Origin of the sequence: Mycobacterium sp. AT1, from assembly GCF_002043095.1 — a bacterium.
GTDB lineage: Bacteria > Actinomycetota > Actinomycetes > Mycobacteriales > Mycobacteriaceae > Mycobacterium.
In genome coordinates this window covers 51517-76029 of record NZ_MVOC01000016.1, presented here as the reverse complement: position 1 = coordinate 76029, position 24513 = coordinate 51517, and the positions used below count along the sequence as shown (strand labels likewise).

The window sequence follows — 24513 nt, the reverse complement described above, 5'->3', positions numbered from 1 at the left end:
GGAGAGATAGATGGTTGCGATCAAGGCGATCCACGACTGGATCGGGGCATCCGGTGACGTGGTGTCGTGGCACCCCTCGCCCGCGAGTCGGGCCAAGGTGCTCAAGGCGCCGGTGAGTGCCGTGCCGCCGAGTTATCAGCAGGCTCAGCACATCCGGGGCTATCTGGATCACATCTCCAAGGGCACCGACATGGCGCGGCTCAACATTCCCGCGTGGGACATGCAGGGCCAGTGTGACCTTCGGGCGATGTCGCACGTCATCAACGCCTACCTGCGCCGCCACGACACGTACCACAGCTGGTTCGAGGTCGCCGACGGTGGCGACATCGTGCGGCACACCGTCGACAACCCGCGCGACGTCAACTTCGTGCCGACCAAGTACGGCGAGATGACGGCGACCGAGTGGCGCGAGCACGTGCTCGCCACACCCAATCCGCTTCAGTGGGACTGCTTCTCGTTCGGCATCATCCAGCGCGCCGATCACTTCACCTTCTACATCAGCATCGACCACGTGCACACCGACGCGATGTTCATGGGCTTGGTGCTGGTGGAAATTCACATGATGTATGCCGCCCTGGTCAGCGGTGCCGGCCCGATTCCCCTGCCAACGGCGGGCAGCTACGACGAGTACTGCGTCCGGCAGAAGCAGCTGTTGTCCAACCTCACGCTGGAGTCACCCGAGGTACGGGAGTGGATCCGCTTCGCCGAGTGCAACGACGGCACGCTTCCGCACTTCCCATTCCCGCTCGGCGATCCGCCGTGGTCCAAGACCGGGGATCTGCTGACGGTGCGGTTGCTGGACAAGCAGCAGTCGGAACGGTTCGAGGCGGCCTGCATCGCGGCGGGCGCCCGTTTCATCGGAGGCGTATTCGCCTGCGCCGCAATGGCGCAGGAAGCGCTCACGGGCTCTACGGACTATCACGTGATCACGCCGATCACGACGCGGTCGACTCCCGAGGAATTCCAGACCACGGGTTGGTTCACGGGCGTGGTTCCCGTCTCGGTGACCGTCGACCCGAAGAACTTCGGAGACACTGCACGGGCGGCGCAACGCTCGTTCGACAGTCGGATGCCGTTGGGGCCCATCCCGTTCGACCGCGTGCTCGAACTGGCCGACGGAGAACTGGGATTGCGCCCGCCGGTTCCCGGCGTGCCGATGGTCTCGTTCCTCGACGCCGGCCTTCCGCCGCTGTCGGCGAGCATCATCGCCGAATGGGAGCGGATGAACGGCAGGGTCTTCAGCGACGCGCGCTCCGCCTATCAGATCGGGTTGTGGGTCAACCGTGGCGAGCGGGAGACCTCGGTCACCGTGGCGTTCCCCGACAATCCGATTGCCCGGGAATCCATCGAGCGCTACCTGGCGGCCATGACCGCGGTTTACCTCGGCGTTGCCGACGGAGCCGTGGTGGCGCCTGCCCGCGCCCACGTGCGGCACGGGGAGGCAGTGCGCCGCAACAGCGTTCGCGACCGCGAGCCACTGTTGCCGATGGCCAAGGGCTGACCCACGGTGTCGCCGGAGATTGAAGCGGAGACTCGGCCACCCGCCGAGTCCCTGCTCGACTACGTCGACCAGGCGTTGTTCCTCGGCCTGCGCGCCACGGGACAGTCCGCGGCCATGCAGATGGTGTGGGTCTACGACGACGCACCGGACTGGGACGAGCTGCGACGGTTCCACCAGGACTTCGGATTTGGCTTGGCGGGCAGGCTGATCGAGCCGTCGGTGCTGCCGTTCGGCCGGCACCGATGGGTATCCGCACTTGGTCCCGCCGCCCCCCTCGACGTGGCGACGACACCTCGACCGCGTGCCGAGCTCAGCGACTGGATCGACGAGCGGGCTCAACTGCCCATCGACCCGGAGCACGGCCCCGCGTGGCACATGGCCGTGCAGCCGCTCGACGACGGGGCGACGGCGGTCACCCTCGTCGGATCCCACTGCATCGGCGACGGTGGGGCGGCCTTCTTGTCGGTGTTCGAGGCGGTGATGGGAGCTCGGCGCGATCTGGGCTACCCGCTGCCAAAGTCCCGAACCCGGCGCGAGGCCCTTGCCGCCGACGCCCGTCAGACGCTGCGTGACCTGCCGGAGGTGGGTCGAACACTCGTCGCGGCCGGGAAGTTCCTCAAGGCGAAGCGGCTCGGCGCGTCGGCGTCGGCCGCGCCGAGCCCGAAGAAGCCAGTCGTCGCCCGTCCCGACGAGGTGGTGATCGTGCCGGCCATCTCGGCGTTCGTCGACTTGGCGCAGTGGGACGCGCGCGCCGAAGCGCTTGGCGGAAACGGGCATTCGCTGCAGGCAGGTCTTGCGGCGCGGCTGGCCGTGCACCAGGGCCGAGCGCTCGCCGCCGACGGAACGGTGGGGCTGATCGTCCCGATCAACGACCGCACGTTGGAGGACACCAGGGCCAACGCGGTCAAGCTGGCCTACGTCCGCGTCGACCCGACCCACGTCGCGAAGGACCTGACCGACACCCGCACGGCGGTGCGGGAGGCGCTCAAGGTGATGCGGGAGAAGCCGGACGAGGCACTGGCCCTTCTGCCGCTGAACCCGTTCGTCCCCAAGGTGGCCGTCCGGCACACCGCAGACCTGGCCTTCGGCTTCACCGATCAACCGGTGTCGAGCTCCAACATCGGCGATCTTCCCGTCCAGGTCGCCAGCCCCGGCGGCGCGCCTGCCCAACAGGTGATGCTGCGGGGCATCGACCAGCACATCACCCGCGGGGTGCTCGAAGAGCGCAGCGGCTTGTTGACGGTGGTGTCCGGACGGTTGGACGGCAAGGTGACGATCACCGTCGTCGGCTACCAGCCGGGCGTCGAGAACACCAAGCAGGCGCTGCGAGACCGATTGTCGGCCGTCCTCGAGGAGTTCGAACTCACCGCGGTGATCGTGTGACCGACCGGTTGGCCTACATCGACCAGGCGACGTTCCTGTCGATGCAGGCGAACGACAACCGTTCACAGTTGGTCCAGTACGTCTGGGTGTACACCCATCCCGTCGACGAGGAACGGTTGCGGCGCTTTCATCGCAACGTCGGGTTCGGGTTTGCCGGACGGTTGATCGAGCCGTCGATCCTGCCCTTCGGCAGGCATCGCTGGGTCACCGCGACCGGACCCGCCGCCCCCCTCGACGTCGACGACGCGAGGCCGCCGGGGGAGCTGGGAACCTGGCTCGACGAACGGTCCCAGCGGCGCGTCGACCCGGTCCGCGGGCCGGGGTGGCATCTCGGGGTGCTCCCGATGACCGACGGCACGACGGCGGTCACGCTGGTGGCGTCACACTGCCTGATGGATCACGGCGCGGCGGTGAGCACGATGACCGACGCGATCGACGACACCCCTCGCGACTTCGGCTACGGCGAGCCGCGAGCGCGGACCCGGCGAGCGGCGCTGGCCTCCGATCTTCGGCAGGTGGCACGCGATCTCCCCGAACTCGGCCGCACCGTCGTCACCGCGGCGAAGTACGCCTACCGCAGCCGCAAGGAGATCTCCGCGTCCCGGCCACCGGCGGCGCTGGGTGGTCCCGACGGGCCGCTGGTGCTGCCCGCGGTGTCGGCCGTCGTGGACCTGGGGGATTGGGACGCCCGTGCCAGTGACTTGGGCGGCACGGCGTATTCGCTTCTCGCCGGTTTCGCCGCCGTGCTCGGCGAGCGGATGGGCCGGGCCAGACCGGCCGACGGCGCCCTCACCCTGATGATCGCGTTGAGCGATCGGGACGGGCGCGACGACCGGCGCGGCAACGCCATGCAGATAGCCTCGGCGACGGTCGACCCCAACTCGGCGACCACGAACCTGACGGCAGCCAGAGCGGCCGTGCGAGAAGCACTCGCGGCGCTGCGCGACGGGCACGACGACAAGCACGCGCTCCTTCCGATCACGCCGTTCGTGCCGATTCGCGCCGTCCGGCGCACCGCCGACGTCATCTTCGGCGACCTCCCGGTGTCCTGCTCGAACCTCGGGGACGTGCCAGCTGCGCTGTCCCGCGTCGACGGCACCGAGGCCGAGTACATGCTGTTCCGGCCAGTCGACCAGGGCGTGACACGTGCCGCCCTCGAGCGCGCAGGAGGTCAGCTCGTGGTGGCTGCCGGACGGATTGCCGGCCACGTCTCGGTCACCGTCGTCGGTTACGAAGTGGGAGCCGAGAACACCCGAGATTGGCTTGCCGACAAGACGGTTCGCACACTGAGCGACTTCGGGCTCAAGGGCACCCTCATCTAGGGCGGCCCGCGTCAGCCGCCGCCTCCAGCAGGTCGGCCGCCCTTGCCGCCGCATGTGTCGGCGACGTCATCCGCGTCGCCGCCTCGCGGGCACGCTCTTGGTATTCGGGCGTCAGAGCCGTCCGCAGCGACTTGGTCAGGGAGCGGGCGTCGGTGCTCGAGAAGCGCCGGGCCACACCCACTTTCAGGCGGTTCACCTTGCCCGCCCAGACCGGCTGATCGGCCGACACCCAGAGCACGACGGTCGGCACACCCGAACGCACGCTGGCTGCCACAGTGCCCGCGCCGCCATGGTGAACGACGGCCCGGCAGGCCGGGAACACCTTCGAGTGGTTGACCGCGCCGACGAGTCGTACGTGGGCGTCGACCTGGGTGCCTGCCACGTCCCACACACCCGTGCTGATCACTGCCCGCTCGCCGAGTTCGGCGCACACGGCGGCGATCATCTCGATGGCGGCGCCGGGATCCTCGACCGGCATGCTGCCGAAGCCGAAGTAGATCGGTGGCGTGCCGTCGGCCATCCAGGCGAGCAGTTCCTCGTCGCCAGGGGTTGGTAGTTCGAGAGACAGCGATCCCACCAACGGACGGACCCCGTGCCACTCCTCGGCCAGGCCGGGGAAGAACACCTCGTCGTAGGCCTGGATCTCCAGGGCACCGCCCTCGACGATGCGTCGAATTGCACGCACCCTCGCCCGCGGTAGACCCAGCGCGTCGCGCTGGGCGTTCTCGGCCTGGCTCAGCACCTTCCAGTGCGCCCACTCGACGGTCGACCAACCGGTGTGCAACACCGGCCGGGGTAGCGGAACGGGCAGCACCTGGGCGTTCTCGCGGCACGGGAAGTAATGCAGCGCGGCCAGGGGGAGGTGTGCCGCCTCCGCGACGTTGGCCGCGACTTCCTGGTAGGTCGTGCCGGTCAGGATCAAATCAGCGCCGTCTGCGAGCGTCGACAGCGTGGTGCTCATCTCGGCCCAGCCCTCGGTGACGTAGTCGCGGCTGCGTCGCAGCACCGTCATCGGGTTCTGCAGTTTCCACCAGTCCTTGAAGATGTCCGCCTCGAGCTGCTTTTGCGAATCGACGCCGTAGGTGGCGGCCGGTCCCAGTCCGACACCGTCGACGAACCGGACCAGGTTCGGAGGCACTGCCAGCCGTACGCGATGGCCGCGGCGGGTTAGCTCGAGGGCCAGGGCCGCACACGGTTCCACGTCGCCGCGCGTGCCGTGCACGGCGATCGCAAACGTCTTCGGCGTTGCGACCTCAGACATGAGTCGAATTCATCCAAAGGTACGAATTTCCGCTGCTTCCAAGGGCTGCTTTGTATTCAGGCACGAGCACACATGATTACAGCACGTCGGCCACTCCTGCGTTGCTGCCAGTCGCGCTCGGTAGCAACCTAACCGACGTCGGGTGGTTGCTGGTCGGTGTAACCTCACATGGTGTTCAGCCGCGCCGATATCCGTGGCGCCTCTGTTCATGGGGCGTTCGAATCGTTAGGTCGATTCGTCGTTCGGCGACCCGTGATGATCCTTGGTTCGTGGCTCGTCCTCCTTGCGGCGTTGTTCATTCTGATCGATCCGCTGTTCACGGTGGCGCAGAAGAAGCCACCGGATCTGCTGCCGAAGGATTCGCCGATCCTGGCGTCCACGGAGCTCATGAAGAGCGCCTTCAAGCAGGCTGACGGCGGAAACGTCGCCGTCGTCGTGCTGTCGAGCGACCACGAGCTCGGCAAGCCGGAAGAGGACGTCTACCGGCGGGTGGTCAGCCGGCTCAAGGAAGACACGGAGAACGTGAAGTCCACTCAGGACTTCGTGACGATCCCCGAGCTTCGCGAAGCGATGACCAGCAAGGACAAGCAGGCCTGGACCCTGCCGGTCAGCATTGCCGGCAACATGGGAACGGCCAAGGGGCAAGCGGCCTACGGCAAAGCGCTCAAGGCGGTGAACGAGGCCGCGGAGGGCTCGAATCTCAAGGTGAACGTCGTAGGTGCGTCGGCGACGTTTGCCGACCTCAACGAGATCGGCCTCAAAGACCAGACCATCATCGAGATATCCACCGTGGTCACGATCTTCACCATCTTGGTGATCGTGTATCGCAACCTGGTCGCGATGCTCATGCCGTTGATCACCATCGGCGTGTCGATGGGTGTCGCGCAGCAGGTGGTGGCCGGCCTCGGCGAAGTGGGTTTGCCGCTTGGTCCGCAGACCATCGTCTTGATGACCGGCATGATGATGGGCGCCGGCGTCGACTATGCGGTGTTCCTGTTCAGCCGATATCAGGAGTGCATTCGAGCTGGAATGGGCTCCGACGAAGCCGTGGTGGCCTCGATCGCCACGATCGGCGAAGTCGTCGCGGGCTCCGCGGCAACCGTCGCGCTGACCTTCATGGGACTGTCCTTTGCCACCCTTGGCGTGTTCCTGACCGTTGGCCCGTCGCTGTCGGTGACGATCTTGATTGCGGTGCTCGGCGCGCTGACGATCCTTCCTTCGCTCATGGTGCTGGCGGGACGGCGCGGCTGGATAAAGCCCCGGAAGGACATCACCGGGCGCTTCTGGCGGCGTACGGCGGTTCACATCGTCCGCAAGCCAAGGATCCACCTGGTGGCCAGCCTGGTGGTGCTGCTCGCCCTCGCGGCCTGCACGTCGCTGGTCAAGTACAACTACGACGACCGCAGGAACCTGCCGGACGACGCCCCGAGCAACCTCGGGTACGACGCGTTGACCAAGCACTTCCCGGTCAGCGCCACCATGCAGCAGTTCATCATGGTGCACGACCCGGACGTCGACCTTCGCTCGCCGAAGTCGCTGGCCGATCTCGAGCAGATGGCGCAGCGCATCAGCCAGGTGCCCGGCATCGACCTGGTGCGGGGCATCACCAGACCCACTGGCGAGATGCTCAACGAGGCCAAGTCGACCTACCAGGCAGGCGAGGTCGGCAGCAAACTCGCCGACGCGTCGGGGCTCATCGCGACCAACGACCAGAACCTCAATCTGCTGGCCGGCGGCGCGCATCAGCTGGCCGACGTGAACAACCAGATCCGTCTCCAGATACTCGGCTCGATGGGGTCGATTCGCGAGGTGTTCCAAGGGCTGCTCGAGATCAAGAAGGCCATGGGTGACGACGTCACCTTCGACGACCTTGAAAAGAAGGCCGCCATCCTCGCCAACATGAACACCGTCGGTGACTCCCTCGGTCAGAGCCTGGACACGGTCACCAACGCCTACGACTCGTCACGGTCGATGCTCGTCGTGCTGAACAGCAGCATGGCGTGCAACATCGACCCGGCCTGCGTGTCGTCGCGCGCGGAACTGCAGCGCAGGGTGGACGGCTACAACGCCGGCGACATCGCCTATCTGAAGGCACTCAGCGCCGGATTGAAGGAAACCAAGGGCACCGACCGGCTCGACGACACCATCCGCAAGGTCGGCACCAACCTGGAGCGCGCCTTCAACGGCCTGCAGCAGCTTGGCATCGAGGACGAGAGCGATCTGGACCGCAAGCTCGGCGAACTTCGCCAGGGCGCGAACAAGCTCGCCGACTCCAGCAAACAGCTTGCGGACGGCGTCCAGCTGCTGGTCGACCAAACCAGGAAGATCGGCGGCGGCCTCGACCAGGCGTCGGGCTTCCTGCTGGCGATGAAACGCGATGCGTCGGATCCTGCGATGTCGGGCTTCTACATTCCGCCGCAGATCTTGACTCAGGCCGAGTTCAAGAAGGCCGCCCAGCTATTCGTCTCCCAGGACGGTCACACCGTCAGATACCTGGTGCAGACGGCGCTCAATCCGTTTGGCGTCGAGGCCATGGACCAGGTCGACGACATCCTCACCGCAGCCAACAGCGCGCGTCCCAACACGAGCCTCGAAAACGCCAAGATCGACATGGTCGGCTTCTCGGCACTCAACAACGACATCCGCAACCACTACAACTCCGACCTGAACTACATCGTCATCATGACGCTGGTCGTCGTGTTCCTGATCCTGGCACTCATCCTGCGGGCGATCGTGGCACCCCTGTACCTGGTGGCGTCGGTGGTGCTGTCGTTCCTCTCCGCCATGGGCATCGGCGTGGTGTTCTTCCAGTTCATCCTGGGTCAGGACATCTACTGGAGCGTCTCCGGAATGGCGTTCCTGGTGTTGGTCGCGGTCGGGGCCGATTACAACTTGCTGCTCATTTCCCGCATCCGCGACGAGGCCAAACTCGGAGTGCCCTCAGCGGTGATCAGGACAGTCGGGGCCACGGGCGGCGTCATCACCTCGGCGGGGTTGATCTTCGCCGCGTCGATGCTCGCGCTCACGGTGAGCAGCCTCGCCACGGTCGTCCAGTTGGGCTTCGTGATCGGCGTCGGCCTTCTGCTGGACACGTTCATCGTGCGCACGATCACCGTGCCCGCCATGGCCGTGTTGGTCGGCGACAAGAACTGGTGGCCATCCAAGACTCCGCGTCAACTGCTCGAAGCGATACGGCGCAGCGCCGCCCAGCAGTCTGCCGCCGCCGCCGCGGACCAGCAATGGCTCGACGAGCACGGTGACGACGACACCGGCCCTGTCACGGTGGCCCGCAACAGCGACGACGACGATGACGATGACCTAGCCGACGAGACCGACCAATACTCCGTCGCCGTTCATGCTGCGGGCGCGGTCACCCACGCCTGGGACCGTCGAGACTGAGTTCGTTCGCGGGTTCAACGGATCGTGGTCGCGCCCAGACAGTTAGCCCGCTCGGCTGCCGCGGCCCTCTCCGCCCGTGCGGCCAAACAGCGTGTTCGCAATCGTCTCGGTGGCGGCCTGCCACGAACCGTGGTCAACGGCCCAAGCGCGGATGGCGACTCGGTCGACGAGCGACGACTCGTCGCGCGCTCTGCACAGCGCGCGTGCCAAACCGTCCACGCTGGTGTCGGCGGGAAAGAGCCGGTGCCCACCGGCAAGGTCGGCGAGGTGGTTCACCGAAGGCCCCATGATCGGGCAGCCCATGCTCAAGCTGAGCAGGGCGCTGCCCGAGGTGAAGAATGCCCGGTGGGCAATGGTCGTGACGTCGGCGGCCGCGAAGTACGTCGGTACCCGCGAGTCCGGAATCTTGCGCGCGTGGAGCACGATGCGCGGATCAGCTGCGGCCATCTCGAGGGTTCGCTGCACTCCACCGGCCGGAGCCCCCGCGATCACCAGGCGGTCATCGTCTCTGGCACACCGGCGGAACGCTTCGATGAGCGTGTCGATGCCCTTGTAGGGTCGAATGAGGCCGAAGGCCAGTGCAACGAAGCCGTCCGCCGGAAGGCCGAGCTCCTCGCGTGCCACCCGTTGGGAAGGGGGCGGCGGGTAGGCATCCACGTAGTTGGGGTGGTGCACGACGGTGCTCGGACCGTAATACCCGAATTCCCTGGCCAATTCTGCCCGCGCGCCTTCGAAGTGGACGAAGACGTGGTCGACCACGTCGAGGAGATTGCTGCGAGCGAGGTGTCCTAGGTCGGGGTGTGGATCGTCGTGTGGCAGCAGATTGTGGGCTGTCCACGCGATCCGCACATCCCTACGCTTGAGGGCTCGCAATTGGGCGTCGACAGATCTGGCGCCGAGCTGGTATCTCCAGCGCGCAGCGTACGTATGCGTCTCACCGGGCCAGTGCACGTGCAACCAATCGCCAGCGCGTAGCCGCATCGCCGCGGTGAGCAACAGCCAAGCCGAACCGGAGCGCAAACCGTCCCGATTCAGACCTTCGACCAAGTTGGGGAGATACGGGTTGTCGTACCACCGCGGCCACGCCACAACCCGCATGTCACGAGTCGTCATGACGACGACACGTTGACCATCCGCGCAATCATGTTTTCTCCCAACCAATGTCGAGTCTAGCGAGACTCGAATGTTCGTCCAGGCTAACAAGCGGTCGCGGTGCTGACCTAGCGACGAGGGGACCTCTCAGGCAACCTCAAGGTGGCCATTCACCGCCATGGCCACCCCGTCCGCGGAAGGTTGCTGGCGCTGAAGCCTTCGGCGATCGCGTCGCCCCGGCCGAGCAAAGCCAACGCCGAATATCGACCGCGCACGATGCCCTCTAAGATCGTTCAGTGGACCGTCGTGGACATGACGTTTCTCGAAGGCCAACCGAACCGGCAGAGGCGCGTCGACTGGCCAGTCGACGACCGCTGGACGGCCGCGTACCAGCGGGTGGCGATGTGGCGAAACACGCACGGCATGAAACGATCGTCGAAGACCACCTGACCGCAACATACCTCTACACGTGGAGTGCAGTGAGATGAAGCTGAGCGTTATCGGAACGGGTTATCTCGGGGCGGTTCATGCGGTCTGCATGGCTCATCTGGGCCACGAAGTCGTCGCATACGACACCGACGCGTCCAAGATCGCGCTGCTCTCAGCCGGCTCCTCACCCTTCTACGAGCCCGGGTTCGACGAATTGCTGGGCGCCGTGCTCGCCACGGGACGGTTGCGGTTCACCCAGTCCGCTGATGAAGCGGTCTCGGGCGCGTCGGTTCACTTCGTCTGTGTCGGCACGCCACAATTGGCGGGTTCGGACGCCGCCGACGTCCGATACGTGGACAGCGCGTTCAAGGCGGTCGTCGCCAGCGCAGATTGCGACGGCTTGATCGTGGGGAAGTCCACCGTCCCCGTCGGCACGGCCCAGCGGCTGGCCGCGGAGTTGGCGGAGGCTTCGCCACCGCATGCTCTCGAAATCGCGTGGAACCCAGAGTTTCTGCGCGAGGGAAAGGCCATCGAAGACACGCTACGTCCGGATCGTCTGGTGTTCGGTGTGACGTCGGAGCACGCCGAGAAGACGCTGCGCCAGGTCTACGGCTCCCTGATAGATGCCGGGACGCCACACCTGACGTCGGACCTGGCGACGTCGGAGTTGGTGAAGGTGGCCGCAAATGCGTTCTTGGCGACCAAGATTTCGTTCATCAACGCGATGGCCGAAGTGTGCGACGTCGTCGACGCCGACGTGGTTCTGCTCAGTCGGGCACTGGGATACGACGACCGCATCGGCTCGCGATTCTTGAACGCAGGCTTGGGTTTCGGCGGTGGATGCTTGCCCAAGGACATCAGAGCCTTCAGTGCACGCGCTGGCGAGCTGGGAGCCTCCGACGCGTTGCGCTTCCTGCACGAGGTCGACAAGATCAACGTGAGGCAGCGGGAAAAGGCCGTCGCGGCCGCGCGTTCGATCGTCGGCGGGGACTTCCTGGGCAAGAGCATCGCCGTCTTGGGTGCAGCGTTCAAGCCAAACAGCGACGACGTCCGCGACTCACCCGCCTTGAACGTAGCTGCCGCAATGCATTTGATGGGTGCCGACGTGCGCGTACACGACCCCAAGGCGATCGCCAACGCGAGAAGGCGATTTCCGACGCTGAGCTACTTCGACACCGCGGAGGACGCGTGCCGAAATGCAGACCTCACCGTGTTGGCCACCGAGTGGGACGAGTACTGCAGTATCGAACCCGCGTCGTTCCGTTCGGTCGTGAGGGTGCCACGGCTACTCGACACCCGAAACGTCCTCGACCGCCGGTATTGGTCTGATGCCGGCTGGCAGCTCTTCGGCCTCGGCCGAGGCGGACCGACCGCTTAGGCTCAGTCGCTACGAAGGAGATTGCTTGTGGGAGACCAGTCCATCGAGGTCATCATCCCGGTTCGCGACATGGCAGATCACTTGCCGAGGCTGCTCCAACCCCTTCTGGATCAACTCGCCGACGGCGACCGCGTGACCGTGGTCAACGATGCGTCCACCGACGAGACTGAAGCGGTGGCACGTTCGCTGGGCGCCCACGTGGTCACGGTGACCGAGAGCCGGGGGCCCTACTTCGCCCGTCAGCTCGCTGCGAGTAACTCCACCGCCGACGTCCTGTTGTTCGTCGACGGTCGTTGCCGGCCCTTGCCAGGTCTGCTCGACGCCCACCGTCAGCTGCAGCGACAACCCGGTGTCGCGTTGTCCTGCACCAACGTTCGGACACTTCCCGGGCCCACCGTTGCCGCCCGCTTGGCGGCCCGCATGCAGCCTTTCATGCTTCCTCGCGGAGGCGGGGCGATGAAGGCGACCATCGGCATGGTGCCGCCCCAGCCTGACTACTATCCCACCGCCAATCTCGGCATCGACCGGATCGCGTTCGCCAAGGTGGGAGGCTTCAGGGCCATGCGTGGGGGTGGTGACACCGACATCTGCTGGCGCATCCAGAATCAATCGCTTGGCACGATAGCCGCCGACACCAGGGTCCTGATGGAGTGGGAGCCGAGAACGACGGTCGGGGATCTGATCAGCCAGTGGAAGCGCTACGGGCACAGCAACGCATACATGCGATGGGTACACCGCAACGGCGCTGCGGATCACGTCGAGGACGCGGGGCGACGCTACTCGCCAGCCGAGGCGTGGCAGACGCTTCGTACCGAATTGCGCCGTCCGCCAGGGGAACTCGCTGCGACCGCTTTGGTCGGCATCGCCTTTCAGTACGGCTACTTCTCTGCGACCCTGAAGCGATCGAAGTTCGAGATGCCAGTCAGCTTCGACGTCGTTCCCGACGTTGGTTCGACGACCTGACCCCGGTTGGGGGTCAGCCGTCGACCTTTCCGCCTTCGACGGCACCCCGGTAGCTGCGCACGGCTAGGGGAACCACCAGTGCTCCGATCACCGCGGCCCACACCAGAGTGAGAAGGATCGACAGCCCCGCGGAGCCGCCCGAGGACAGGGCTCGCATCGCCGCCGCGGCCGGCGCAAGCGGTTGGTAGTCGGCGATTGGCCGCAGCAGCGCGGGAATCTTGTCGGACGGGGCGAGGGTCGCGAACGCCAAGCCCGTGCACACCGTATTGGTCCACATCAAGATGATTCGGCCCTGCGGGCGCAACGCCAGCGTGATCACGATCGTCGCGAACACGACGACGACGACCACGGGCATCAGCAGGTAGACGAGAAACCCCAACCAGCCGCCGGTGAAGCGGAATCCCATCGCGTACCCGATTGCCACGACGATCGCAGATGCGACGAAGGTGCGCACTGCCTCCGCGAGGAGCGCGCCGGTCAACGGAGCGGTTCGTCGAACCGGCATCATCCACATCCGGGTCAGCAGACCACTGTCCCGGTCGTACGGGACGGCGAGGCCAGCACCGATGGCACCCGACATCGCGCCGGCCAACGTGCACACCGGGATCAGCAGGTCCAGTCCGCTGTTGCCGGTGAGCCGCGTCATCGACTTGCCGACCAGGAGGCCGTAGATGACGAGAAGTCCCGTGGGAAACAGCAGGGCCTGCAGTGGGACGATCGGATACCGGCGCCATTGGACGAAGAGTCGGCCGGCGAAGATCCAACTCTCGGCAAGCAGAGAACGCGAGCTCGCCGAAACCGTAGTCACGATCTCCGCCCCTGAATTCGCACGGCGAGGATGCCGAAGACCACGAGCATTCCGATGCACCACGCCAAGCTGGTGACGACGTTGCCGGTCTCGATCTGGCCCACGGTGAACCCCCGGAGGGTCTCGATGATCTGGGACACCGGTTGATACGTGACAAAGGGGTGCAGCCACTCGGGGAACGCGTCGACCGGTGCGAGTCCGGTCGACAACATCACCAGCAGCACCTGCGGAACGAGCAGCAGTTGGCTGGCCACCTCGGTCCGTCCGGCCTTGTTGCCGGTCGCGTCTGCGCCGAGCGACAAGGCAAGGGTCAACGTGAGCGCCATCAGCACGAACGCCGAGGCGTAGCCGAATCCGCTCGTGATGCGGAACCCGAACAAGTAGGCGGCGAAGAACGACGCCGTCAACGCGAGTCCACCACGGATGAGGCAGTAGGCCATTCGGGCCATCAGCGGCGTGTAGGGCGAGATCGGCAACGTGCGCATTCGAGAGCTGATTCCGCTGATCTTGTCCCAGGCCGCGCGATCGGTAGTGGTCAGAGCACCGAACAGCATCGCTTGGACGACCATCGCCGGCAGTACGTATTGGGGGTAGCTCATTCGACCCGTCGCGATGACGTCACGTAGCAGAAACGTCAGGCCGACCAGGCCGAGAATCGGTACTACTACGGCGAATACGAGGTCGAGCCGCCCGCGTCGCAGGGTGCGGGCGGTAAGGAGGGCAAAGGCGGTCATCAGGACTGAACCGGGTTGGTCAGGTGCAGGAACACTTCGTCGAGAGACGGGCGGCGCAGCGAGATGTCGAGAAGCTCGACGTCGAGTTCGTCCATCCTGCGGAACACCTCGGACAACGTCGCCACACCGCGAGGCGCGGGCACCGAAACCGAACTGGTGTCGGCGTCGACCTCGACCTCTTCGAAGTCGGCCAGCGCCAAGGTGATACGCGGCAGATCCTCGGGGTTGAGCACCGTCATCTGGCAGTAGCTGCTGCCCGTCTGTCTCTTGAGTTCGTCGGACGTTCCGCTCGCCACGATCTGTCCATGGTTGAGGATGACGATGGAGTCGCTGAGAATGTCTGCTTCTTCGAGATACTGGGTCGTCAACAGCACGGTGATGTCTTGGGCCGCCATCGATGCAACCAGGTTCCAGACGTCGCGCCGGCTTCGGGGATCGAGCCCCGTCGTCGGCTCGTCGAGGAAGAGCACCTTCGGGGGCACCACCAGGGACACGGCGATGTCGATTCGCCGGCGCATACCGCCGGAATAGCCGCTCACCTGCCGATCCGCGGCGTGAGCCATGTCGAACTGCTGGATGAGTTCCTCGGCGCGGGACCGCGCCTCGCTCCGACGCAACCCGCGCAGTCTGCCGAAGAAGACCAGGTTCTCTCGGCCGGTGAGGCGCAGGTCGAGTGCCGCGTCCTGCCCGGTCACACCGATGTTCTGTCGCACCCGGACGGGGTCGGTGGCCACGTCGTAGCCGGCGACCAAAGCCGTTCCGGAGGAGGGTTTCAACAGCGTGGAGAGAATGTTGACGGTCGTGGTCTTGCCTGCGCCGTTGTGTCCGAGCAACGCACACACTGCTCCGGTGGGAACGGAGAAGCTCACGTCGGTCAGGGCGGGAACACCCTTGCCGAATGTCTTTGCGAGGTTGACGACTTCGATCACGGGTTCACGCCATGAAGAGATTCGACCGACTTCGAGCCATTGCCAGGAGTCATTGCGTGCGTCCGTTCACTCGATTCTTGCGGGTCGTCGGTACGGGGCAGTTCAACGATTGCGGTACGCCCTTCCTAGCGCCAGCCCACGTGCCGGCGCGTAGGGGAAGTCAACCCGAAGGCGTGAGTCGTCACGAGTCCAGTCGGACGAAACGGCCCTGGCGGTACAGGTCGACGCACGCCTGCCTGCGGATCTTGCCGCTCGTGGTGATGGGGATGGCTCCGCGCGAGACGAAGACGAGGTCGGCGGCGCTGATCCCGTGTGCCTGCGAGATCGCCGACGTCACATCGCTCTTGACGGCCGCGAGCCGCTCCTGGGTTTCCTCGGGAGTCGCGCGTTCCTTCATCTCGACGATCGCCACCAGCTTCTCGGTGGCCTCGTCTTCCACCGAGATGGCGGCGACACGGCCGTTGGAGACCGCGGTGACGGTCGCCTCGATGTCGTCTGGGTAGTGGTTGCGTCCGCGGACGATCAGCAGATCCTTGATGCGACCGACGATGAAGAGCTCGTCTTCGTCGACGAACCCCAAATCGCCTGTCCGCAGCCATGTTTCGGTCGGGATGTCATCGGTCGGGTTCTCGATCACGCCGCGGAAGGTGCTCTCGGTCTCGTCGGCCTTGTTCCAGTACCCGGCACACACGTTGTCGCCGTGCACCCAGATCTCGCCGACGGTGCCCGCAGGCGCCTCGTGTCGGGTCTCCGGGTCGACGATCCGAACGAGAGGAGACTCGGGCGTGCCGTAGCTGATCAGAGACGTTCCGGTGGTCGTCCGCTTGGCCGTGCCCGCGGTGAGCTTCTCGGTGTCGAACGTGACGATGGCGGGCGGTTGACCCGGCTCGCGGGTCGCGACGAACAGGGTTGCCTCGGCGAGTCCGAAGGAGGGCCGGATGACCTTGCCGGGGAAGTTGAACTTGGCCAGTCGAGACGTGAAGCGCTTGACCGAAACGGGTTGAACGCGTTCGGCGCCGCAGATGATCGCCAGGACGTTGCCCAGGTCGAGCCCGGCCAGGTCTTCGTCGGTGGTGCGGGCGGCGGCGAGGTCGAGTGCGAAGTTGGGCGTCGCCGTCAGCGCGTGAGTCCTGATGGCCAGCTGTTGCACCCACCGTGCGGGGCGCTGCAGGAACGCGATCGGGCTCATGATGACGGAATGCCAGCCGCCGAGGATGGGAGCGCAGATGCCGAGGATGAGGCCCATGTCGTGATAGAAGGGCAGCCAGGAGACCACGGTGGTGTCCTGCGGGCCGACCTTGCCGTACTCGCTGAGCAGGGCGCCGACCTGCTGCTCGAAGTTCGACAGCAAGTTGCGCTGCGAGACCATCACGCCGGCAGGCGTCCTCGTCGACCCGGAGGTGTACTGAAGGTAGGCCGTCTCCGGCGGCGTCTCACGTCGTGACGTCGACCGGCGCCGGACGCTCAGGTCCAGCCGGTCGACCTCGAGAACCACCGGTGCTGCGTCGCCATTTTGCGACGTGGCGTACGGAGCAACCGCCGCGGCGGTGCTCGCCGTGGTGAGGATCACCGTCGGCCGGGCGTCTGCCATGACCGCCGCGACGCGGTCGTCGTGGGCGCCCACCGCGGGGGTGGACAGCGGTACCGCGATGACGTTCGCTTCGAACGACGCCAAGAATCCGAGGATGTAGGACATGTTCTGCGGTGCCAGGATGACGACCCGGTCACCGATCTGCGCGTGCTCGCGGATCTCCGCGGCCAGCGCGACGACTTGCTGCTGAAGCTGAGCCCACGTCAGCGTCTCCTCGACGCCTTCCCACTCCACGTCGTAGTCGATGTAGGTGAACGCGGGATCATTCGGCTGCAGGCTCGCCCGCTCGCGGAGAATCGCGGGAATCGACGAGTCCAGCATGGGCGGCCCTTTCTGCAGCGCAAACGATGCGTGTGGGTCGAGCTTAGGGAACGCGACCACGCAATGCGCAATGTAGCGAGTGTGACTATGGCACAGCCGGTTAGGTGCCTCGACCGCGCTGAAGAAACTGACGCTTCGGCAAACATTGTCGCAAACCAATTGGTGTTCACCAAAATTGAATACCTTTTGCCCGAAACGGCGTCTGCGGGGCATTCCGCGACGCCGTGAGCTCGTGCTCGGTCGAACGCCCGCCGATGGGAATTCCGCTACTGACGGGTTGGCCGGCGTCGACGCAATCACCCAGCTACCGTCCGAGGCGGACGTTCATGCCCGGCACGGCCTTTGCCGTCGCATCGTTGCCGCCTCGCCGCGGTCGAGCGTCATCGCGACGATCGCACTGTCCGGCCAGACGCCGTCCAACGTTGCGCGGCGCAGCCTTTCGCGCAGCGGCAGGGCGTGGTCGACGTTCTTCACGCCGCGGTTCGACGAGGGCGTGTTCCACCGGCTCGAGGAGATTCGCGCAGTGCCAGATCGAACCGGTTAGCGGCTCGCCCCGCTGAACCACTTGGCCTTGACGCGCCATGAATGCGCGGACGTCAGCGCGAACCCCGCACCGCACATGCAGGCGAAGAACCACACCAGGTTGCCGTTCTCGATCGGCTGCAGCGAGGGCACGAAAACCGTGACGATGCGGACGGCGCAGGCCACGATGCCGCAGAGCGAGGCGGCCAGGTACACGTTCGCGACCGTGCGCGACCGCGGATCCTTGCGCAGGATCAGCAGCGCCCGCGATCCGTATCCCAACAAATAGATCAGCGTGCCGCAGAGCAAGACCCAGTAGGCGCCGAGCCAGAAGTCAGTGTGGAGTTCGAAGAAGTCCGGCGCGTAGATCTTCGCGCCGTTGCCGAGGGAGAACGCGGCCAACAGCAGCGGAATGCACAGGGTCGCGGGACGCTCGACGTACTGCTTGAAGGTGACCTGCATGGCGTGGTCGTCCTGCAGCCTGCCCAGCGCGTTGTACACGATCGCCGACGCGGCCACGACGTACATGTCGTGGCCGATGTAGTCCTCGAGATTCCACAGGCCGGTCAGCGAGTGCAGCCAATGGCCCACCGTCTCCGACGCCAGCGGCGACATCAGTAACACCGTGGCGCCCTGAAGCGCGATGTTGAGAGTCGCCGCAACCTCCCAGCGACACGACCACGTGACCCGGCGAATCCACAAACTCCACGCCACACACAGCAGTGTGATGGTGATGAGGACTGCCAATCCCATGAAGTGTCGCTTTCAAACTCAAGTTGCCGGTGGCAAATGCTACGTCTTATAACGGGGGAGCGTCGGGTCGCGGCGCGAGGTCGCGAAGCTTGGGCCGACGGACCGTTCGCCTTTCGGTCGTCGATTCGGCGATCGTGGCCACCGAGAGTGGGGCCGACTCGACGTAATTCCAGACTTCTTCACGAGTCATCAGCCCGAAACGAACCTGCAGGTCGGGATAGCTGAGGTTGAAGCGATCCGCCACCAAACGCATCTCTTCGGCGTTGGGATAATCGGCTTCCTTGATCCGCCGGTAATAGGTGCTGCTCGACGTACCGAGCGCGTCGTAAATTGCCCTCGCGTCGACGTCTCCGTCAAGCAAGTAGTCAAGCAGGGTCTTTAGCTGCCGGCCGTTCTCATCAGTCCGTGGCACGGCCATAGCGTAACCGGTGTCACCCTTATTGGGCAGGGCCCGCCGCAAACCGGATAACGGTCTCGTTATTGACATGGCCGTCACAGTTCTGGCAGATGTGTCCCATTTCTGGGACATCCGTGTAACGTTTCTCACATGACGCGCGCAAACCTGCAGCTGACCGATTACGACACCGAGGGCCGCCCTCGCGTCGAAGACCTGGAGCTGGTCTCCGCGCCGCTGTCGGCAGTGTTGACCATGGAGCTGGACGGGGCCGCCGGTGTCCTGGAACTGACCACGGACGAGATCCTCCTCGCCGCGCTCGGGCGCGCGATCGAACGGACCATCGGCACCGGTGTCGTCAGCGTCGACGTGCCCTGCTACGGCACCAGCGTGCGACCCGTCGAACTGTCGTGTACGTCGTCCGCGCAATTGGACGCCGACGAGATGCTTGCCGGCGTGCACCACGAGCTCGACGCGGTAGCCGTACACCGGATCGTGCACGGCGTGCCGGACGACCCAAGGGCCGAAGCCGTCTCCGCCGTGTTGTTCGCCACGGGGGAGGACGCCGCCGAGCGGACGCACCTCGGCCACGTCCTCGAGCTTCGCGCCTACCGCCGTGGTGACGTCATCGCCTTGGACTGGTGGTTCGACGCCCGTAGCTTCGAGGCGTACACCGTCGCCGAGCTGGCCGACCAGTTCCCGCTTGCGATGATCGAGCTGACCTCGGAAGCCACGCCGCCGGTTCACGCCAACCACGAACTGGCGCTCGCCCACTAGCGGTCACTAGGATCTGCGCAGAGGCGTTGATCCGGCCATCACCGGGGAGCCTTCGGAAGAACGGCGTCCGGATCCCGGGAGCTCAGTAGAACCGAACGGGTGGGCCCGTCATCGCCCACATTCGAGCGGCGCACCTCGTGTGCGCAAGCGGGGTGGTACCGCGGTGTTCGCGCACGAGCGCGACGTCGTCCCCGTGCCTTGTCGAACATGGGCACAGGAGACGAACACGGTGACGGCCTATCCGAGACCGGCGAGCGGATCGCCGAGCTTCCCCGACCTCGAGCTCGAAGTGCTCGACTACTGGGACGCCGACGGGACCTTCCGCGCCAGCATCGACCGTCGTGACGGCGCACGGGAATACGTCTTCTACGACGGTCCTCCCTTTGCGAACGGACTGCCGCACTACGGCCACCTGCTGACGGGATACGTCAAGGACATCGTCCCCCGCTATCAGACGATGCGCGGCTACAAGGTCGAGCGCCGATTCGGCTGGGACACCCACGGCCTGCCAGCGGAACTCGAGGCTCAGCGTCAGCTCGGCATCACCGAGAAGGCGCAGATCGAGGAACTCGGGATCGCCGCCTTCAACGACGCCTGCCGCGCGTCGGTGATGAAGTACTCGGGGGAGTGGCGGGCATACGTGACCCGGCAGGCCCGCTGGGTCGACTTCGACAACGACTACAAGACGCTGGATCTCGGCTACATGGAGTCGGTTCTCTGGGCCTTCAAGCAGCTGTGGGACAAGGGGTTGGCCTACGAGGGCAACCGGGTCCTGCCGTACTGCTGGAACGACGAGACGCCCCTGTCCAGCCACGAGCTGCGGATGGACGACGACGTCTACCAGAACCGGCAGGATCCCGCGTTGACGGTGGGGTTCCGAGTGACCGACGGTCCACTGGCCGGGGCGCATCTCCTGGTGTGGACGACGACGCCGTGGACGTTGCCGTCCAACCAGGCCGTCGCCGTCAACCCCGACGTCACCTACGTCCAGGTGGAAGGCGTCGACGACAGGCGCTACGTCCTCGCCGAGGGGCGGGTGGCGTCCTACGCGCGCGAGTTGGGCGAGGAACCCACCGTCGTGAGTTCGCACTCCGGTCGGGACTTGCTCGGCGTGGGCTACCTTCCGCCGTTTCCGTATTTCATGGACTCTCCCAACGCCTTTCGCGTGCTGCCCGGCGCCTTCGTCACCGTCGACGACGGCACCGGCATCGTGCACATGGCCCCGGCATACGGCGAGGACGACAAGGCCACCGCGGACGCGGCGGACATCGTCGCCGTCACACCGGTGGACTCCAAGGGCCGGTTCGACGCAACGGTGCCCGACTACGCCGGCCAGCACGTCTTCGACGCCAATCCGCAGATCATCCGCGACCTCAAGAACGGAACGGGCGCTGCGGTCGTCAACGGAGCGGTCCTCCTGCGACACGAAACCTACGACCACTCCTACCCGCACTGCTGGCGGTGCCGAAACCCGCTGATCTACCGGGCGGTGTCGTCGTGGTTCATCAAGGTCACCGACTTCCGTGACCGGATGGTCGAGTTGAACCAGCAGATCACCTGGTACCCAGAGCACGTCAAGGACGGTCAGTTCGGCAAGTGGCTGTCCAACGCCCGCGACTGGTCGGTCTCGCGGAACCGCTACTGGGGCAGTCCAATTCCGGTATGGAAGTCCGACGATCCGGCCTATCCGAGGATCGACGTCTACGGCAGCCTCGACGAGTTGGAACGCGACTTCGGGGTGCGTCCGACCGATCTGCACCGGCCCTACGTCGACGAGTTGACCCGACCCAACCCCGACGACCCGACCGGCGCGTCCACCATGCGCCGCATCGAGGACGTGTTCGACGTCTGGTTCGACTCGGGCTCGATGCCGTATGCCCAGGTGCACTACCCGTTCGAGAACCAGAAGTGGTTCGACGGCGTCAGCGGTGGCGCGGATGCTCACAATCCCGCCGACTTCATCGTCGAGTACATCGGTCAGACCCGGGGTTGGTTCTACCTGCTGCACGTGCTGTCGACCGCGCTCTTCGACCGGCCGGCCTTCCTGAACTGCGTCTCCCACGGCATCGTGCTTGGCAGCGACGGTCAGAAGATGAGCAAGTCGCTGCGCAACTACCCCGACGTCACCGAGGTGTTCGACAGGGATGGCTCGGATGCGATGCGATGGTTCCTGATGGCCTCGCCGATCCTTCGGGGTGGCAATCTGGTCGTCACCGAGCAGGGTATCCGTGAGGGCGTCCGGCAGGTGTTGCTGCCGCTGTGGAATGCCTACTCGTTCCTGGCGCTCTACGCCCCGAAGAAGGGCACGTGGCGGACGGACTCGACCAACGTGCTGGACCGGTACATCCTGGCCAAGCTCGCCGTGTTGCGTGAAGACCTCACCGCGTCGCTGGACGTGTGCGACATCTCGGTGGCGTGCGAGCAGCTACGGCAGTTCACCGAGGCGCTCACCAATTGGTATGTGCGACGGTCACGTTCGCGATTCTGGGACGAGGACGCCGACGCGATCGACACCCTGCACACGGTCATCGAGGTGACTGCCCGGCTTGCCGCACCGCTGCTGCCGTTGATCACCGAGGTGATCTGGCGTGGCGTGACCGACGGTCGATCGGTGCATCTGACCGATTGGCCGGAAGCCGACGAGGTTCCGGCCGATCCTGCGCTGGTGGCCGCCATGGACCAGGTGCGCGACGTGTGTTCGGTCGCGTCGTCGGTGCGCAAGGCCAAGAAGCTTCGCGTTCGGTTGCCGTTGCCGAAACTGACTGTGGCCGTGCAGGATCCGGATTCGCTGCGCCCCTTCGCCGACCTCATCGCCGACGAGCTCAACGTGAAGGCCGTCGAGCTGACCGACGACATCGACGCCTACGGTCGCTTCGAGGTGGCGGTCAACGCCAAGGTCGCCGGACCACGGTTGGGCAAGGACGTACAGGCGGCCATCAAGGCCGTCAAGGCGGGCGAGGGCGTCGTCAACCCGGACGGCACCCTCACCGCCGGTCCGGCCACGCTGCAACCCGCCGAGTACACCTCCAAACTGGTGGCCGCGGAGCCGGAGTGGACCGCCGCGCTGCCCGATGGCGCGGGGCTGGTGGTCGTCGACGGCACCCTCACGCCCGAGCTGGAGGCGGAGGGTTGGGCCAAGGACCGCGTCCGTGAACTCCAGGATCTGCGCAAGTCCTCGGGACTGGACGTGTCCGACCGGATCACGGTGACGATGTCGGTGCCACCGGAGCGGCATGACTGGGCGACGACTCACGCGGACCTGATCGCGGGTGAGATTCTGGCCACGACCTTCACGTTCGGCGAGCCGTCCGACGGAACGGAGATCGGCGACGGGGTCAGGGTCGCGATCGCCAAGGCGTGAGGCTCAGCCCTCGGGTACGTCCCGTGCCACGCGGGCGACCTCGTCGCCGAACGCCACCGTGTCGCCCTGGCGCAACTGACGACCCCGCCGGATCTCGACGGCGTCGTTGACGCGCACCAGACCGTCGGCGATCACCCCCTTGGCGTCGGCACCGCTGTCGATCATTCCCGCGTACTTGAGGAATTGGCCGAGGCGGATGGAGTCCGATGAGATCGGTACGTCCCTAGCAGGCTGCGCCATACCGGTCAGGCTATTCGACGGTGCCGACGAGCCCCATGTCGGTCAACGCCTGCGCGAACGCCTCGCGCAACGCCGCCCGCGTGTTGGTGCCCCCGGCGACCCAGCTGCCGACGGTGACGGATACGTGGCGATCGGTGCGACCGGATCCCACGAACAGCAGGCCGCCCATGCGGTCGAGAACCGTCGTGGTGATCTTCGGTTCCAGCATCCGGAGCGTCAGGTAGTCGGCCTCGGTCCCGTCGGGACGGCTGGTCTCAGGCGGCAGCACGCCAAGGTTTGAGCACCCGATGGGGTTGCCAACCTGCTGCACCAAGCCCTCGAGACGGCGGACGAGGAAGGCGGGGGTCAGCGGCACCAACGCCAGCGGCCCGAGAAGTTCGTTGGGCGTGTCGGCGAGAGCCGTGAGAGCCGTCTTGAGGTCGCTGCGGACCTGACCCAGGTCGGTGGTGACCGTGCTGGGGTCGACGGTCACCGTGGTCGCGGTGAGGGCGTTCGCCCTGGTGTCGCCCGGAGTGCGTTCGCTGACCGGCAGCGACACCCGCACCATCCCGTCGGCGTCGACGCGTCCAAGGATCTGGCCGAGCCGTGCGCTCAGGCCCACGAAGAGTGAATTGCTGCTGCCGCCAAGCTCTTGCGCGCGCCGATCCCACTGCTCGACGTCGAAGAAGACCACCGAGTTGGGCACCACGACCTCACCGGAATCCGCACCGGCGCCCCGAACCGCGCGCGGCTTGCCTCCCGACTTGACCGACGTCGAGAGCCCTTCGCTCTCCTTCCTGGCCACCCGCGCGGCCGCGACGACGGCCTTCGCCATCTCAGGCACGTCCCGCAACGCTCGCCTGCCGTCCTCGCGCACCGCCTGCCGACGCGTTCGGTACCCCGGCGGTGGGTAGCCGAGATCGCGGCGGACGCCACCCACGGCGTCGACCGTGGCGTCGATGATGGCCTTCGCGTCGCCCACCGAGTGCGACACGATCAGCGTGACTGCGGTGCCCCCGCCGGTCAGGGGTTGGACCCCGAGATGCCACGACGGCCCGTGCTGGGGGTCAACGGGTAGGCGCAGCCGTTCGTCGGCCCACTCCCACACCTCGGCTCTTGGGCGGTCCTCGGCGGCGATTTCGATGGTGGCCGGACCGGGCGCCGCGACCCATCTGTCCCGACCGAACGGCAGCGCGGATCGCTCGATGCGTCTACCCAGCAAGCCGAATCCGAGGTTCGCGTGGAATTTGCGCAGCCCGTCCAGGTCGACCGCCCGGTCGTAGATCCAGGTGAACTGGATCAAGGGGCCGCGGCCGAGCGCCCTCAACGCGAGGAAGGAACCCTGGTCGATGTAGGCGAGCGTATTGTCCACTGCC

Annotated in this window: 20 protein-coding genes; 10 read left to right on the top strand and 10 right to left on the bottom strand. The window is 65.9% G+C overall.

Going from position 1 to position 24513, the window contains the following annotated elements:
• The first annotated feature begins 10 nt into the window (after nt 1–10).
• From B1790_RS08935 to B1790_RS08925, 3 genes are read left to right on the top strand one after another with little or no spacing between them, the layout of a single operon-like run.
• Nucleotides 11–1501 carry a condensation domain-containing protein gene (locus B1790_RS08935; RefSeq protein WP_079922859.1) on the top strand — a complete coding sequence of 497 codons (1491 nt, stop codon included), beginning with the start codon at nt 11–13 and terminating at the stop codon, nt 1499–1501.
• A gap of 6 nt (nt 1502–1507) precedes the next feature.
• Nucleotides 1508–2884, top strand: a complete 1377-nt coding sequence (locus tag B1790_RS08930) for a hypothetical protein (RefSeq protein WP_233165024.1) — start codon at nt 1508–1510, stop codon at nt 2882–2884.
• Nucleotides 2881–4206: a hypothetical protein gene (locus tag B1790_RS08925; protein WP_233165023.1), complete on the top strand. Its 1326-nt coding sequence runs from the start codon at nt 2881–2883 to the stop codon at nt 4204–4206. Before B1790_RS08930 ends, B1790_RS08925 begins: the two co-directional genes overlap by 4 nt.
• On the opposite strand, the gene B1790_RS08920 is transcribed toward B1790_RS08925, so the two are convergent.
• Nucleotides 4199–5467, bottom strand: coding sequence for a glycosyltransferase (locus B1790_RS08920; protein WP_079922858.1), 1269 nt, complete (start codon nt 5465–5467; stop codon nt 4199–4201). The genes B1790_RS08925 and B1790_RS08920 overlap by 8 nt on opposite strands.
• Nucleotides 5468–5722: 255 nt before the next feature.
• Here B1790_RS08920 and B1790_RS08915 point away from each other — a divergent pair, with 255 nt between their 5' ends.
• Complete coding sequence (locus tag B1790_RS08915) at nt 5723–8866, top strand: RND family transporter (RefSeq protein WP_233165022.1); 3144 nt, start codon at nt 5723–5725, stop codon at nt 8864–8866.
• 42 nt (nt 8867–8908) lie between these two features.
• Here the strand turns inward: B1790_RS08915 and B1790_RS08910 are convergent, their stop codons facing one another.
• On the bottom strand, nt 8909–9979 hold the full coding sequence (locus B1790_RS08910) for a glycosyltransferase (protein WP_079922856.1): 1071 nt from the start codon (nt 9977–9979) through the stop codon (nt 8909–8911).
• 141 nt (nt 9980–10120) lie between these two features.
• Between B1790_RS08910 and B1790_RS34975 the strand changes: the two genes are divergently transcribed.
• The 3 genes from B1790_RS34975 to B1790_RS08895 are packed head-to-tail and all read left to right on the top strand — an operon-like array spanning nt 10121 to nt 12728.
• Nucleotides 10121–10408 carry a hypothetical protein gene (locus B1790_RS34975; protein WP_079922855.1) on the top strand — a complete coding sequence of 96 codons (288 nt, stop codon included), beginning with the start codon at nt 10121–10123 and terminating at the stop codon, nt 10406–10408.
• A gap of 34 nt (nt 10409–10442) precedes the next feature.
• Nucleotides 10443–11765, top strand: a complete 1323-nt coding sequence (locus B1790_RS08900) for a UDP-glucose/GDP-mannose dehydrogenase family protein (protein WP_079922915.1) — start codon at nt 10443–10445, stop codon at nt 11763–11765.
• A 27-nt stretch (nt 11766–11792) separates the two neighbouring features.
• Entirely contained in the window at nt 11793–12728 is a 936-nt protein-coding gene (locus B1790_RS08895; protein ID WP_079922854.1) for a glycosyltransferase family 2 protein, read from the top strand.
• Nucleotides 12729–12741: 13 nt separating this feature from the next.
• Here B1790_RS08895 and B1790_RS08890 read toward each other — a convergent pair whose 3' ends face one another.
• The 4 genes from B1790_RS08890 to B1790_RS08875 all read right to left on the bottom strand — a co-directional run bounded on the left by B1790_RS08890 (nt 12742) and on the right by B1790_RS08875 (nt 17111).
• Complete coding sequence (locus tag B1790_RS08890; RefSeq protein WP_079922853.1) at nt 12742–13536, bottom strand: ABC transporter permease; 795 nt, start codon at nt 13534–13536, stop codon at nt 12742–12744.
• A complete protein-coding gene (locus B1790_RS08885; RefSeq protein ID WP_079922852.1) occupies nt 13533–14270 on the bottom strand; it encodes an ABC transporter permease in 738 nt (245 codons plus the stop codon). The genes B1790_RS08890 and B1790_RS08885 overlap by 4 nt, the downstream gene beginning before the upstream one ends.
• Nucleotides 14270–15199, bottom strand: coding sequence for an ATP-binding cassette domain-containing protein (locus B1790_RS08880; RefSeq protein ID WP_079922851.1), 930 nt, complete (start codon nt 15197–15199; stop codon nt 14270–14272). Before B1790_RS08880 ends, B1790_RS08885 begins: the two co-directional genes overlap by 1 nt.
• A 181-nt stretch (nt 15200–15380) precedes the next feature.
• Nucleotides 15381–17111 (bottom strand): AMP-binding protein, encoded by a 1731-nt coding sequence (locus B1790_RS08875; RefSeq protein WP_079922850.1) that lies wholly within the window; start codon nt 17109–17111, stop codon nt 15381–15383.
• A gap of 232 nt (nt 17112–17343) precedes the next feature.
• Here B1790_RS08875 and B1790_RS08870 point away from each other — a divergent pair, with 232 nt between their 5' ends.
• Complete coding sequence (locus B1790_RS08870; protein WP_142271173.1) at nt 17344–17655, top strand: hypothetical protein; 312 nt, start codon at nt 17344–17346, stop codon at nt 17653–17655.
• Here B1790_RS08870 and B1790_RS08865 read toward each other — a convergent pair.
• Nucleotides 17652–18386 carry a hypothetical protein gene (locus B1790_RS08865; protein WP_079922848.1) on the bottom strand — a complete coding sequence of 245 codons (735 nt, stop codon included), beginning with the start codon at nt 18384–18386 and terminating at the stop codon, nt 17652–17654. The two genes, B1790_RS08870 and B1790_RS08865, sit on opposite strands and share 4 nt — an antisense overlap.
• 46 nt (nt 18387–18432) lie before the next feature.
• A complete protein-coding gene (locus B1790_RS08860; protein ID WP_079922914.1) occupies nt 18433–18798 on the bottom strand; it encodes a transcriptional regulator in 366 nt (121 codons plus the stop codon).
• Nucleotides 18799–18933: 135 nt separating this feature from the next.
• Between B1790_RS08860 and B1790_RS08855 the strand changes: the two genes are divergently transcribed.
• Both B1790_RS08855 and ileS read left to right on the top strand, forming a co-directional pair.
• Nucleotides 18934–19557, top strand: coding sequence for a hypothetical protein (locus B1790_RS08855; RefSeq protein WP_079922847.1), 624 nt, complete (start codon nt 18934–18936; stop codon nt 19555–19557).
• 193 nt (nt 19558–19750) lie between these two features.
• The gene (gene ileS / locus B1790_RS08850; protein ID WP_369832317.1) at nt 19751–22918 is read left to right on the top strand and encodes an isoleucine--tRNA ligase; all 3168 of its coding nucleotides are present in this window, start codon (nt 19751–19753) and stop codon (nt 22916–22918) included.
• 3 nt (nt 22919–22921) lie between these two features.
• On the opposite strand, the gene B1790_RS08845 is transcribed toward ileS, so the two are convergent.
• Complete coding sequence (locus B1790_RS08845) at nt 22922–23158, bottom strand: RNA-binding S4 domain-containing protein (RefSeq protein ID WP_079922846.1); 237 nt, start codon at nt 23156–23158, stop codon at nt 22922–22924.
• A 10-nt stretch (nt 23159–23168) separates the two neighbouring features.
• The gene (locus tag B1790_RS08840) at nt 23169–24509 is read right to left on the bottom strand and encodes a hypothetical protein (protein WP_233165021.1); all 1341 of its coding nucleotides are present in this window, start codon (nt 24507–24509) and stop codon (nt 23169–23171) included.
• Nucleotides 24510–24513 lie beyond the last annotated feature (4 nt).